This window comes from Winogradskyella epiphytica (assembly GCF_003217215.1).
Lineage (GTDB): Bacteria > Bacteroidota > Bacteroidia > Flavobacteriales > Flavobacteriaceae > Winogradskyella > Winogradskyella epiphytica.
This window is the reverse complement of the sequence record NZ_QJTD01000005.1, coordinates 147,277-161,012: the sequence shown is the minus strand read 5'-3', so window position 1 is coordinate 161,012 and position 13,736 is coordinate 147,277. Positions and strand designations below refer to the sequence as shown.

The 13,736-nt window shown below is 34.9% G+C and carries 9 protein-coding genes and 2 tRNA genes; 8 read left to right on the top strand and 3 right to left on the bottom strand.

What is annotated here, in order from left to right:
* Positions 1–142: 142 nt before the first annotated feature.
* Positions 143–1,285 carry an acyl-CoA dehydrogenase gene (locus tag DFQ11_RS11670; protein WP_110476057.1) on the bottom strand — a complete coding sequence of 381 codons (1,143 nt, stop codon included), beginning with the start codon at positions 1,283–1,285 and terminating at the stop codon, positions 143–145.
* Positions 1,286–1,374: 89 nt separating this feature from the next.
* Between DFQ11_RS11670 and DFQ11_RS11665 the strand changes: the two genes are divergently transcribed.
* The 7 genes from DFQ11_RS11665 to DFQ11_RS11635 all read left to right on the top strand — a co-directional run bounded on the left by DFQ11_RS11665 (position 1,375) and on the right by DFQ11_RS11635 (position 6,200).
* On the top strand, positions 1,375–2,442 hold the full coding sequence (locus DFQ11_RS11665) for an anhydro-N-acetylmuramic acid kinase (protein ID WP_110476077.1): 1,068 nt from the start codon (positions 1,375–1,377) through the stop codon (positions 2,440–2,442).
* Positions 2,443–2,592: 150 nt separating this feature from the next.
* Entirely contained in the window at positions 2,593–3,288 is a 696-nt protein-coding gene (locus DFQ11_RS11660; RefSeq protein WP_110476056.1) for a MotA/TolQ/ExbB proton channel family protein, read from the top strand.
* Positions 3,289–3,290: 2 nt separating this feature from the next.
* Positions 3,291–3,683 (top strand): ExbD/TolR family protein, encoded by a 393-nt coding sequence (locus tag DFQ11_RS11655; protein ID WP_110476055.1) that lies wholly within the window; start codon positions 3,291–3,293, stop codon positions 3,681–3,683.
* Positions 3,684–3,747: 64 nt separating this feature from the next.
* Entirely contained in the window at positions 3,748–4,635 is an 888-nt protein-coding gene (locus DFQ11_RS11650; protein ID WP_110476054.1) for an energy transducer TonB, read from the top strand.
* A 1-nt stretch (position 4,636) separates the two neighbouring features.
* Positions 4,637–5,854 (top strand): bifunctional folylpolyglutamate synthase/dihydrofolate synthase, encoded by a 1,218-nt coding sequence (locus DFQ11_RS11645; protein WP_110476053.1) that lies wholly within the window; start codon positions 4,637–4,639, stop codon positions 5,852–5,854.
* 63 nt (positions 5,855–5,917) lie between these two features.
* Positions 5,918–5,992 (top strand) — tRNA-Val (locus tag DFQ11_RS11640).
* A gap of 133 nt (positions 5,993–6,125) precedes the next feature.
* Positions 6,126–6,200: transfer RNA gene (locus tag DFQ11_RS11635), tRNA-Val, on the top strand.
* Positions 6,201–6,483: 283 nt separating this feature from the next.
* Here DFQ11_RS11635 and DFQ11_RS11630 read toward each other — a convergent pair.
* Together DFQ11_RS11630 and gldJ are read right to left on the bottom strand one after the other, a co-directional pair.
* Positions 6,484–7,764: a UDP-N-acetylmuramoyl-tripeptide--D-alanyl-D-alanine ligase gene (locus DFQ11_RS11630; protein ID WP_110476052.1), complete on the bottom strand. Its 1,281-nt coding sequence runs from the start codon at positions 7,762–7,764 to the stop codon at positions 6,484–6,486.
* A gap of 66 nt (positions 7,765–7,830) precedes the next feature.
* Positions 7,831–9,507 (bottom strand): gliding motility lipoprotein GldJ, encoded by a 1,677-nt coding sequence (gldJ, locus tag DFQ11_RS11625; protein WP_110476051.1) that lies wholly within the window; start codon positions 9,505–9,507, stop codon positions 7,831–7,833.
* A gap of 324 nt (positions 9,508–9,831) precedes the next feature.
* On the opposite strand from gldJ, the gene porU reads away from it, so the two are divergent.
* The gene (porU, locus tag DFQ11_RS11620; RefSeq protein WP_110476050.1) at positions 9,832–13,683 is read left to right on the top strand and encodes a type IX secretion system sortase PorU; all 3,852 of its coding nucleotides are present in this window, start codon (positions 9,832–9,834) and stop codon (positions 13,681–13,683) included.
* Positions 13,684–13,736: the final 53 nt, after the last annotated feature.

The window sequence follows — 13,736 nt, the reverse complement described above, 5'->3', positions numbered from 1 at the left end:
GATTCTAACATTATTTCTAAATAATGGGGGATTTTTTAGAATTGTTCTTATACTACTAATATACAGAATTTTAGTTTATGTTTTTGTATAAAAAAACCCATCAAATTTTTTTGATGGGTTTAAAATATCGATTCTAATTTTATTAGTCTCTTAGCACACCTCTAGAAATTACAATTTTCTGAATTTCAGAAGTTCCTTCATAAATTTGTGTGATTTTAGCATCACGCATTAAACGTTCTACATGGTATTCTTTTACGAAACCATTTCCACCGTGAATTTGTACGGCTTCAACGGTGTGTTCCATAGCGACTTTACTTGCGTAAAGTTTTGCCATAGCGCTAGACATATCGTAATTATTACCTTGATCTTTATCCCATGCCGCTTTCATTACTAACATTCTAGCCGCTTCTATATCTGTGTGCATATCTGCTAACTTGAAAGCAATAGCTTGGTGATTGCAAATTTCAGTTCCAAAGGCTTTACGCTCTTTAGAATATTTTAGAGCTAATTCATAAGCTCCTGCAGCGATACCTAAGGCTTGTGCTGCGATTCCGATACGTCCACCTGAAAGGGTTTTCATGGCGAATTTAAATCCGAATCCATCGTCACCAATTCTGTTCTCTTTAGGAACTTTAACATCGTTAAACTGAAGCGTATGTGTATCACTTCCTCTAATTCCTAATTTATCTTCTTTAGGTCCTACATCAAAACCAGGAGTTCCTTTTTCAACAATAAAAGCGTTAATGCCCTTATGTCCTTTTTCTCTATCTGTTTGAGCAATGACTAAGTAAACATCTGCACGTCCACCATTTGTAATCCAGTTTTTTGTACCATTAATAATATAATGGTCACCTTTATCAATGGCTGTAGTTTTTTGAGATGTTGCATCACTTCCTGCTTCAGGCTCAGATAAACAAAAGGCTCCAATTTTCTCACCTGTAGCTAATTTAGTAAGATACTTTTGTTTTTGTTCTTCAGTACCAAAAGCTTCAAGCCCGTAACAAACCAAAGAGTTATTTACAGAAACCATAACAGAAGCCGACGCATCAATTTTAGAAAGTTCCTCCATAATAAGCACGTAAGAGATGGCATCCATACCACTTCCACCGTATTTAGGGTCTACCATAATCCCCATAAATCCTAATTCTCCCATTTTACGAACTAGCGTATCAGGAAATGTTTGCGTGTTATCGCGCTCGATTACGCCTGGAAGTAATTCGTTTTGAGCAAAATCTCGTGCTGCATCACGAATCATTAAATGTTCTTCTGTTAAACTAAAGTCCATAAATTATATAGTTATTGATTTCTTAAAATTTGCTGCAAAGATAATTGTTTCTTATGGCTTTTTCAATAAGTAGCATTATTTTTACTCTTATGAAACAATCCAACTTTAAGATTCTCGCTTTAATGTCAGGTACATCCTTAGATGGGATGGATATTATATATGTCAATTTTAAATATAATGAAGGATGGAGTTTTAACATATATAATGCCGAAACTGTACCATATCCACCGCATTGGAAAAAAGATTTAAGTCGGTTGGTTACTATGTCTATGGACGAACTTAAAATTCTTGATAATAAATATTCAGAATATTTAGCCGATGTCATAGCCGATTATATTAATAGGAATACTATTGAAACTATTGATTTCATCGCCTCTCATGGACATACAGCCTTGCATCAGCCTCAAAATGGCTTGACCTATCAGATCGGTAACCTACCGGCTTTAGCTAACAAGTTGAATTTGAAAGTTATTTGTGATTTTAGAGTTCAAGACGTGAAATTAGGAGGCCAGGGTGCGCCACTAGTACCTATTGGAGATCGTTTATTGTTTAATAATTATGATTATTGTCTCAATTTAGGTGGATTCGCTAATATTTCGTTTGAATCGAATTCAGAAAGAATCGCATTTGATATTTGCCCTGTGAATATTGTTTTAAATCATTATGTTTCAAAATTAGATTTAGATTATGATGATAAAGGTTTATTAGCTTCAACAGGACGTATAAACGAAGACTTATTATCTCAATTGAATGCGCTTCAGTTTTATTCTGAACAAGCTCCTAAATCATTAGGTTTAGAATGGGTTGAATTAAATATCTTACCTTTAATAGATAGTTATAAGCTTAATATTAAAGATGTGCTTAGAACTTTTGTAGAACATGTTGCTATTCAAATTTCTAAAATTATAGAAGGAGATAAAAAGAAAGTTTTGATTACAGGAGGTGGTGTATATAACGAGTTTTTAATAAAACGCATAGACTCTTTTTCAAAAGCCGAAATTGTAATCCCTGAAAATGAGATAGTGGAATTTAAAGAAGCATTGATTTTTGGATTGCTTGGTGTACTTAAAGAACGTGAAGAAGTGAATTGTTTAAAAAGTGTAACAGGCGCAAAAAGTGATCATTCATCAGGCGTGATTTTAATACCGAATGATTAAATTATTAAAGGAGAACTAGCAATAGAAAGCCTAGTACGAAGTGATATATGATGTATTGAATAAAATGCTTTTAAAAATGGAATTATAAATATACTTTAGCCAAAAACTAAACGTTATAACAACAATAACTTAAAATAAAAATATCATAGTATGAGTTTACTAAATACTATTCAAGATGAAGCAGAGATTCTAACTGACGGAGAATCTGTTGAAAAGACTTTATCCATAATAGAATTAATTACAAGTGGAGGAACATCAGGAATGGTGATTATTCTCATTTTATTTCTACTCTTAATTGTAGCCACGTATATTTATTTTGAACGTATTTTCGCTATAAAAGCGGCATCTAAGGTCGATTCAAATTTTATGAATCAAATCAAAGATCACGTGAGTAATGGGAAGATTGATTCTGCTCAAATGTTATGCGCTCAACAAAATTCGCCGGTATCTCGATTAATTGGAAAAGGAATTACAAGAATAGGTAAACCTTTAGAAGATATTAATACAGCCATTGAAAATGCGGGTCGTTTAGAAGTTTATAGTTTGGAGAAAAACGTAAGTGTATTAGCTACGATTTCGGGAGTGGCGCCAATGATTGGTTTCTTAGGGACTGTCGTTGGTATGATTATTTCCATTTTCGAATTAGCTAACGCAGGAGGAACCATTCAAATGGATGTTTTAGCTAGCGGATTATATACAGCGATGACCACAACTGTTGGTGGTTTAATTGTTGGTATTATTGCTTATGTAGCTTACAATCACGTGGTAGTGAGAACAAATAAGGTCGTTTACCAAATGGAAGCGAACTCCGTAGAGTTTTTAGACCACTTAAATGAACCTATCTAATTATGAATATTAGAGGACGAAATAAAGTAACACCAGAATTCAATATGGCTTCAATGACCGATATTGTGTTCTTGTTACTTATCTTTTTTATGATTGCTTCAACCTTAGTAACTACTAATGCCATTGATATTATTTTACCAAAGGCTAGTGGAAAGACTGAGAACAAAAAATCTACAGCAGTAAGCATCAATAAAGATTTGAACTATTATATTGATCAGAAACGAGTTGGCGAAAGTGTATTAGAGTCTGAATTGGTTTCTATTATGGCTAATCAGGAGAGTCCAACCATCGTATTAAGAGCAGAGAAATCTGTTCCGGTTGAAAATGTTGTAAAGGTGATGGATATTGCAAATAGGAATAAATTTAAAGTCATATTAGCCGTACAGCCTAATTAATTGGCATCACTATTGAATACAAATAAAGTATCATTCAGATTTAAATTTAACAAGAATCATTAAGGTGAAATATTTAGAGACCAAACACGAACGTAATTCTGCAAAAATCACAGTGCTTATCGCATTGATTTTACTATTGCTATTGTTTGTGTCTGGATTTCAATATATGGATCCGCCAGAAGAATATGGCGTTGCTGTTAATTTTGGTACTACAGATATGGGAAGCGGTAACAAGCCATTAAGTGAACCAAGAAAGGCTGTTGAAGACAAAGTTGTTGAAGAATCACAACCCGAAGAAACCAAAGTGACTCCTGCACCAACCGAAGCCAGTACCAAAGCTGAAGATGTGATGACTCAGGATAATGCGGAAGAGATTGCTATAAAAAAGCAGAAAGATGCTGAAGCAAAAGCTAAAGCGGAAGCCGAGGCGAAGGCTAAGGCAGAAGCTGATCGTAAGGAACGTATAGAGCGTGAAAGACAAGAAGCCGAAGAGAAGAAGCGTCGTGAGGAGGAGGAGAAGAAGAAACAATTAGACAATCTTATTGGTGGTGTTAAAAATGCTGAAGGTAATACTGATGGAGGAGAAGGACCTGATAAGCAAGGAGGCAATAAAGGTCAATTAGATGGTGATCCTTATGCGCCAAGTTATTTTGGTGGTTCTGGACCAGGCAAAGGAGGTATTGGTTATGGATTGGGTGGTCGAGGAAGACCTTCACGACAGATTTATAAGCAAGACTGTAATGAATACGGGTTGGTCGTTGTTAGAATTGAAGTTAATCAACAAGGTAATGTTGTAAAGGCAGAGCCAGGGATTAGGGGAACCACTAATACACATCCATGTTTATTAGAGCCTGCAAAGAAAATAGCCATGTCACATAAGTGGCCAGCAGACCCTAATGCACCAACTACTCAGGTTGGGTTTGTGAGTATTAACTTTGATGTAGGTCAATAATATGAATTATCAAGATACAGTGAATTGGATGTTTCAACAACTTCCAATGTATCAGAATAAAGGCAACTCTGCCTTTAAAAAGGATTTAACCAATACCATAAAATTAGCACAGCATTTAGGTCATCCTGAGGATGGTTTTAAATCAATTCACGTTGGAGGTACTAATGGGAAAGGATCTACAAGTCATATGCTCGCTTCCATTCTACAGGAAGCAGGTTATAAAGTAGGATTATATACGTCTCCACATTTAAAAGACTTTAGAGAGCGGATACGCATTAACGGAAAGGTCATTAGCAAGCAATTTGTAATTGGATTTATCAAACGAAACCAAACCTTTTTTGAAGCGAATAGCTTGTCTTTTTTTGAAATGACTGTTGGTATGGCTTTCGATTATTTTGCAAAGCAGAAGGTGGATATTGCCGTCGTAGAAGTTGGTATGGGTGGGCGTTTAGATTCAACTAATACTATAACTCCAGAACTATCTGTTATTACCAACATAGGTTTTGATCATACTCAGTTTTTAGGAAACACTTTAGAAGCTATAGCAGGAGAGAAGGCAGGAATTATTAAAGAGAAAATTCCTGTTGTAATAGGTGAGACGCATTCGGAAACTCAATCTGTATTTATAGATAAGGCTAATGAAAAACATGCTGAGGTCTATTTTGCGGATCAATTGATCGATGAAACTCTAGAAAGTGATTTAAAAGGTGCTTATCAGGTTCATAATAAAAAAACGGTATTACAGTCGATAAAGGTTTTAAAGGCGCTAGGATATTCTATTGCTGATAAGCATATAAAAGAGGGTCTTCTTAATGTTATGGCTAACACAGGACTTCAAGGACGTTGGCAGATAATAGGGAATGCACCTAAAATTGTTGCTGATACGGCTCATAATAAAGATGGATTAACTTCTACCATGCAGCAATTGAAAAAGGAAGACTTCAATGTGCTTCATATTGTATTTGGTGTTGTTAATGATAAGGATTTAGATAGTATTATTCCTTTACTTCCTAAGGAGGCCATCTATTATTTTTGCAAACCTGATGTACAAAGAGGACTTGATTCTAAAATTTTGCAAAAAACATTTAAAAAAAATAAATTATTTGGAAATACTTATAAAAGTGTTTTAGATGCTCTAAGTGACGCAAAATCAAAGGCTAATAAAAATGATTTAATCTATGTTGGTGGCAGTACTTTTGTTGTTGCAGAAATAATTTAAATTTTTTTCGAAAAAAAGTTTTGAGATATTAAAAAGTAGTCTATATTTGCAATCCAATTCAGAGGGCGCGTAGCTCAGTTGGTTCAGAGCACTTGGTTTACACCCAAGGGGTCAGGGGTTCGAATCCCTTCGCGCCCACAACACATAATTCCGATTTGATCGTTTTCAAATCGGAATTTTTGATTTTATAAAGTACAGGAATGTTGTTAAGGTGCTTTTAAGTTAGATAAGTTTTAAAATGAATTTAGGAAAGCTTATTTTTGAAAAATAGGGGTCATTAACTCAGTTGGTTCAGAGTGTCACGTCGACAACGTGGAAGTCACTGGTTCGAATCCAGTATGACCCACATCAAGCAGAAAATCCACACGGTAGTGTGGATTTTCTTGTTTAAAAAAACAACCAAAGTTTTACTTTGTAGTTGTTTTTTAAACAAGAAAATAGAAATCGCTTCTTAGCGATTAGGATTTTCTATTTGCATTAGAGGTTCAAGTCTGGATCAACGGTGTTTACCGAATGCGTATTACCTTAAAATATAGTATGGATAAGGATTAGAGTAAAATAGTATTAGTGGAGATCCCTTATCTTACATTGAGAAAAGGACATGGGCTCCACTAATATTATCTAAGTATCTATAACAGCTCTAAAATGCGCTCTAAAGCCATCCCTCGAGAACCTTTTATGAGTATAGTGGCATTCGTGAAATCTAACTTATGAATTTCAGATTTTAAGTCGTCGAAGCTAGCTAATTTGTGAGTAGAGGATTTTGTGCTAGTTTTGTAGAAATTCTTACCTATTATATAAATATTCTTGTCAAATTGTTCTTCAATAAAGCTAACCAAGGATTGGTGTTCTTTTTCAGCATCAACTCCTAACTCGAACATATCGCCAAGAAACAGGAATTTTTTTTCGCCTTCTAGTTGTTTGAAATTTTTGACGGCTGCCATCATGCTAGTCGGATTGGCGTTATAGGCGTCTAAAATAATCTTTGTCGTATCTTTTTCGAGAATCTCTGAACGGTTGTTATCTGGTTTATAAGTTTCAATCGCCTTTTGTATGTTTTGGCTAGTCACATTAAAATGTAGACCAACCACTACAGCTACAGCTATATTTCCATAGTTATAATCGCCTATCAATTGACTTTTAATAGTTGAGTTCTCATACTTTAATTCAACAAAAGGATTGGCTTGTATAAATTGAATATTGTAGTCGTTACTTGTATTCGAACCAAAAGTAATCCTATGAGGATAGTCGCCAATTTGTTTTACCTGTTTAGGGTCGTCAGTATTAATAAATGCAACTTTATCGTTAGCTTTTAAGAAATCATATAATTCAGATTTACCCTTGATTACTCCTTCTGTACCTCCAAATCCTTCTAAGTGAGCCTTGCCAAAATTGGTAATTAGACCGAAATCAGGTTGTGCAATTCCGCATAAGAAGTTAATCTCTGTTAGATGATTCGCACCCATTTCCACAATTCCAAAATCTAGATTGCTAGAAAAGCTTAATAAGGTTAATGGAACACCGATATGATTGTTGAGGTTCCCTAGTGTAGCTTTTACTTTGTACGTTGTGGATAGAACGGCTTTAATCAATTCCTTTGTTGTTGTTTTTCCGTTGCTACCAGTTAGGGAAATGATAGGAATATCAATAGAGTTCCGATGGAAAGTAGCCAATTCTTGAAGTGCCAATAGTACATCATCGACTATAATACAGTTATCGTTAATTACCGCATTCTTATCGTCTACAATGCAATATTTGGCGCCTTCTTCAAATGCCTTTTTGACAAATTTGTTTCCATCAAAGTTATCGCCTTTAAGTGCGAAATACATGCAGTCTTCCTCCAGCTTTCTTGTATCTGTAGAGACCGATGAGCATTGTTTAAATCTTGAATATATATCTTCTATTTCCATAGGATTAAAAATAAAAAAAGTCCTGATACTTTTATCAGGACTTTTTAAATATTATTAAACGATTAATTACTTACGTCTCTTACTAGATTTGTTGCTCTTAGATCCTACTCTTGATACAGCACATCTGAATCCGATATAATCTGTAGCCATATCTTGTGGGAAGTAGCGACGTTGTGCTGGATCAATCCAGTATGCTCTGTCTCTCCATGAACCACCTTTGTAAACTCTAACTTCATCGTTAATTAAAGAAGTTCTACTATCAGACTTATCGTATTCTCTGATAAGTTTACCTTCAGCTGAATCTACTTGAATAGAATGCTTTGGTGAGTTGTACATTTTTCCAGTAGTGCTCTTGTCTTCACCTTCGTCAAAACTTTGTCTGTAGAAACGGGAAGAACGTTTGTCACCATCTCTAAAGTTTCTATTGTCACTCTTACTGAAATTTGTTCTTAAGTATGTGTCTTCTTCATCGATTGGAACTCTAGCTATTTCACCAGGTAAATCTCTTGCGATGATTTTACCGTTTGGTAATGTATCATAAACGATTTCGTCAACTGTAACTATTTTTACAGATCCATCTTCGTTAATAGCGTTTTTAGTATATACGTTACCTCTATAGTAGTTGAAGTCGTTAAACTCATCATCAACTATTGGTCTGTAAACATCGGCAACCCATTCTGCAACGTTTCCGGCCATATCATATAAACCGTAATCGTTAGGTTCGTATGATTTTACTTCTGCTGTAATATCAGCGCCATCATCAGACCAACCTGCGATTCCACCGTAATCACCTTTACCTTGCTTGAAGTTAGCCAATTGATCTCCACGATTCACACGCTTACCTGATCTTGTGTATTGACCATCCCAAGGGTATTTTTTACGACCTCTATGTACATTGTACTGGCGTAATTCACTCATACCTAAAGCAGCGTATTCCCACTCTGCTTCGGTTGGAAGTCTATATTTCACAGGAATTAATCCAGATTCTCTGCTTGCATAAACATTGATTGGATTTCCTTCTGCATCTGTTTGTTGTCTACGTTTTCCGCCTTCTAAAACTTCAGTGTTACCACCATAAGTTTGTGTTGGAGCGTGTAAGTAAGTGTCTGTACTAAATGTACTCTCTGCACTTACGTCAGTATATTGCGCGTCTCTTTTAATATAACCAGCTTCTTGTAAAGATAATTCGGCAACACGGTCTGTTCTCCAGTTTGCGTATTCAACGGCTTGAATCCAACTTACACCAACCACAGGGTAGTTTGCGTAACCAGGGTGACGTAAATAGTTTTCCGTCATCATTTCATTATAACCTAAACGATTTCTCCATACTAATGTGTCTGGAAGTGCCCCATTATAAATTAGAGCATAATTTGGATCGTCTGGTGGATAAACACTCTTAAGGTAATCTAAATAGAAAAGATAATTTAAATTCGTAACCTCATGTTCGTCCATATAAAAAGACTGAATGTGCTGCTGATTAGGAGTGTTGTTCCAATCATGCATTGGGTCATCTTGAACTTTACCCATGGTAAATGTTCCACCTTCAACAAAAGCAGTTCCCGGAGGAGTTTCTTGCTCTTTAAATTGAGTGTTGTACTGAAAACCACCTTTTTTATCGTTGATTTTCCAGCCTGTGGCACTATCTACATTGCCTGAATTCGAAGAACGCTTACAGCCAACAATCGAGGCGCAAAGCGTTAATGCTATTAAAAATTTTAGGTTTGAGACATTTTTCATATCCATACGTTTAAGTAAGCTCGTTTAATTTTAGAGTCGCAATATAACAATTAAAGGTAAACTAACAACTTTTTTTTACGTCTAAATGTAAAAAATTATGCATTTCATCCTTTTTTTTTAACATCACAACGGATTTTTTTCTCTTAATCCATGTATTTTGCTCTTTAATAACGAGTAGAGAAATGAATTATTGTTGTATTTTTGAAATAAAAATTGCGAAGTCATAATAACAGGCTTTAATGGCCGTTATTTTACAGTTATATATATGAATCTATTCCTCTATCGAGAAAATATGCAGTTTTTTGGGTACTAAAAAATCAAAATAGATAAATGAAGAATTGCTATTTAATTATTCTTGTTTTTTTTACAATGTTTGGCTATGGGCAGCAGAAACAATTCCGAATTAATTGGAATGGTATTCAAGTCTTACAAACCGATTATAGTAAGATTGAAGTTCCTTCTTTTGATAAAAAGTATTTTAATTACGACCAAAGTGAGGGGGTGAGCTTTATTGCGGAATGGGGTAATAGTGGCGTTTTGATAGACGAAAGTTCAGTCGCTTTATCCAATATTGTATATGAAACGATTTCTGAACCAGATTTAAAAGATTTAAATTTAGATCTAATTCCATCTGCAGCAAAATATAAACTATCTAATACGAATGCCAGAGGAAAGCGTTCTCTTTTTCTTGAACTAAGTCCTATTATTAAGGACAGAGGATTGTATAAAAAAATCAAATCATTTACGGTAAATTATAATTCTGCATCAAGTTCTTTATCATTAACAACTATGGATTCAAATGGAATTTACAATTCCGTTTTAAGTTCTGGGCAATGGTATCGCTTTTATATTGAAGAGTCAGGTGTCTATAAATTATCGAAATCTTTTTTAGAAAGTTTAGGAGTGAATACCAATGTGGACCCTCGAACGATTAAGGTATATGGAAATGGAGGCCGAATGTTGCCTTTGCTTAATTCTGCGAACTATCCTTTTGATGTAGTAGAAAATGCCATAAAGTTTGTAGGTGAGGATGATGGACGTTTTGATAACGGTGATTATATCCTCTTTTACGGAGAAGGACCAACAACTTATAGTGAAGAAAGTGAAACCAATATTAACCTTTATACAGATAAGACTTATTATTATGTAAATATAGGATCGGGTAATGGTAAACGTATTCAAGAAATGCCTTCTATTGATGCTCCGGCAGATTTTGAAATAAATACATTTCAAGATTATCAGTTTTACGAAGTCGATGAGTATAACCTTGCTAAATTAGGTCGACGTTGGTTTGGAGATCGATTTAATATTGAAACAGAGAAAACTTACGAGTTTGATTTTCCAAACTTAGTGACTACAGAACCCGTAAAACTTAATGTCGCAGTTGGTGCAGTTTCTGAAGTAGTTACAAGTATGCAATTGTCTGTTAATGGGGCTCAAGTTTCAACTTTAGGACTTAGTGCTATAAATCCTGGGTCTGTTCTTGGCTCTGCATCTTCTTATACGAATGCTCTTAATGTAAGTGGCGATGCTATTTCAATAACCTTGAATTATAATAATAGTGGTAACCCTTCAGCAAATGGGTATTTAGATTATATAAATATTGAAGCGACGAGAGGTTTGATTTATGAAGGTAGTCAATTGGTGTTTAAACACAAGGATGTCGCATTAACACCAGGGATTGTTCAGTATAATTTAACTAGTGCTTCGGCCGTCGCTGAAATATGGGATATCACAGATCGTTTTAACGTCGCTAATAAAAGGAATATCGGTAATTCGAGTGAATTTTCGTTTAAAGCACCATCTGGAGAGGAACGAATTTATGTGGCTTTTTCCAACGGAAATGTTCTTCAGCCCAAAAAGGATCCTCGGTCAGTGGTTGCTAATCAGAATTTAAAAGGAACTATATTCAACAATGCACAAGGTGAATTTGAAGATATTGATTATATCATTTTATCTCCAAGACTGCTTTTATCCCAAGCAGAACGACTAGCTCAAATTAACCGAGATCAGTATGACTTAAGAGTGAAAGTGGTTGACTTGCAAACTATATATAATGAATTCAGTACCGGAAGTCAAGATATAGCTGCACTTAGAAATTTTGTAAAATATGTCTATGATAACGCAAGTACGCCGAGTAAACGATTAAAGTATCTCTGTCTGTTTGGTGAAGGTTCTTATGATTATAAGGATAGAATACGAAATAATACAAATTTAGTTCCGTCTTGGTATTCAAAGAATAGCTTTGGATTAACTAATTCTTTCGTTTCAGATGACTTTTACGCTATGATGGATGAAAACGAAGGAGGCATGTCTAATGCAGATCGAATGGATATCGCAGTTGGACGAATTGTAGCAGAAGATTTAAGCAGGGCTAGAGACATGGTTGACAAAATACATACTTACTATCAACCAGAATCTTATGGTAGTTGGAGAAATAATGTCATTATGATTTCTGATGATGTTGATGTGGCATGGGAAAAGATAATTCAAGAAACCACTGACGGAATTGCGACGAGTATCGAAACTGAGAAGCCGTTTTTGAATATGATAAAAATTCATTCAGATGCTTTTCAACAAGAATCTTCAGCTGCGGGAGATAGATATCCAAAGGTGAACAAAGCCGTTAAAGATGCTATTGAAGTTGGTGCCTTAGTTGTAAATTACTTTGGTCATGGTGGAGAGGATGGATTAGCGAAAGAGCGAATCTTTGATAAAATAGATTCTCAAGAGGTGAATAACATCTGTAAATATAATTTATTTGTCACAGTAACTTGTGAGTATACTAAGTTTGATGATCCGCATAGAGATACAGCAGGGGAATTTGTCTTTTGGAATAAAAAAGGAGGTGCTATTGGCTTAATAACTACTACTCGTCAAATTTATGTAAATATAGGAGTAGCGTTTAATGAAGCATTAGATGATTATTTATTGGCTTTCGGATCTAACGATTACCCATCTATAGGAGAAGCGTTGCGTTTAACAAAAACGGGTAGTAATGTGAGTGGGGCAGGACAAAAACGGTTAGTATTTTTAATTGGAGATCCTGCTATGAAATTAGCCATTGCAAAACCAGATATTAGACTTACCAAAGTTAATAATGTGCCTATTACTCAAACCATAGATACTCTAAAAGCTCTTAGTCATACAACATTAGCTGGAGAGGTTGTAGATACAAATGGAAATTTATTATCTACCTATAATGGAACTCTAACAGCGACTGTATTCGACAAACCTATAGCTCGACAAACCTTAGGCAACGACGGTGTAACCGACTCCGATGGTTTAATTATAATGGACTATAATACTTTAGGAGAAGTGGTGTTTAAAGGGCAGGCAAGTATTGTTAATGGTCAGTTTGAATTTGATTTTATTGTGCCAAGAGATATTGGCATACCGGTTGGACATGGGAAAATTAGTTTTTATGCACAAACGGACAATCCTTTATCCGATCAGGCAGGAAGTAATTTTGATGTTAAGATTGGTGGAATTAATGAAAATGCCCCAGAAGATAATATCGGACCAGTAATACAATTATATATGAATGATGAAAATTTTGTTTCCGGAGGTATTACTAATGAATCACCAACTTTGTTAGCGAAGCTTCAGGATGACAACGGAATAAACACAGCAAGTGGTATAGGTCATGATATTACGGCAATTATTGATGGAGATGAAACCAATCCAATTATTCTAAATGATTATTACCAAGCCAATGTCGATGATTATACTAATGGTGTAGTTTCTTATCCGTTTAGAGATTTAGAACCAGGTTTACACACTTTGACCTTAAAAGCCTGGGATGTTTATAACAATTCGTCTACTGCCGAAATTCAATTTGTAGTTTATGATAAAGATGAAGAATTGGTAATTAATAATGTGTTAAACTATCCTAACCCATTTGTTAGTTATACGGAGTTCTGGTTTAATCATAATACCGCAGAGCCTCTAGATATTTCAGTTCAAATCTTTACGGTTTCAGGAAAATTAGTAAGAACTTTAAATGGTCAAACATCAGGCGGAACAAAAGCGCCAAGCTCGCTTTCTAAGGATATTATTTGGGACGGAAGGGACGATTTTGGAGAAAAAATTGGAAAAGGTGTGTATGTATATAAACTAAAAGTGAAATCTCAACGTTTAAATAAACAAGTTGAAAAAATTCAAAAACTTGTCATACTATAATAATAATTTATATTTGCTAACTATTTTGTGCTAACATGAGCACTTATGCTTCA

Coding starts and splice junctions, on each gene's coding strand:
- DFQ11_RS11670 (WP_110476057.1), bottom strand. CDS start 1,285: ATGGACTTTAGTTTAACAGAAGAACATTTAATGATTCGTGATGCAGCA.
- DFQ11_RS11665 (WP_110476077.1), top strand. CDS start 1,375: ATGAAACAATCCAACTTTAAGATTCTCGCTTTAATGTCAGGTACATCC.
- DFQ11_RS11660 (WP_110476056.1), top strand. CDS start 2,593: ATGAGTTTACTAAATACTATTCAAGATGAAGCAGAGATTCTAACTGAC.
- DFQ11_RS11655 (WP_110476055.1), top strand. CDS start 3,291: ATGAATATTAGAGGACGAAATAAAGTAACACCAGAATTCAATATGGCT.
- DFQ11_RS11645 (WP_110476053.1), top strand. CDS start 4,637: ATGAATTATCAAGATACAGTGAATTGGATGTTTCAACAACTTCCAATG.
- DFQ11_RS11630 (WP_110476052.1), bottom strand. CDS start 7,764: ATGGAAATAGAAGATATATATTCAAGATTTAAACAATGCTCATCGGTC.
- gldJ (WP_110476051.1), bottom strand. CDS start 9,507: ATGGATATGAAAAATGTCTCAAACCTAAAATTTTTAATAGCATTAACG.
- porU (WP_110476050.1), top strand. CDS start 9,832: ATGAAGAATTGCTATTTAATTATTCTTGTTTTTTTTACAATGTTTGGC.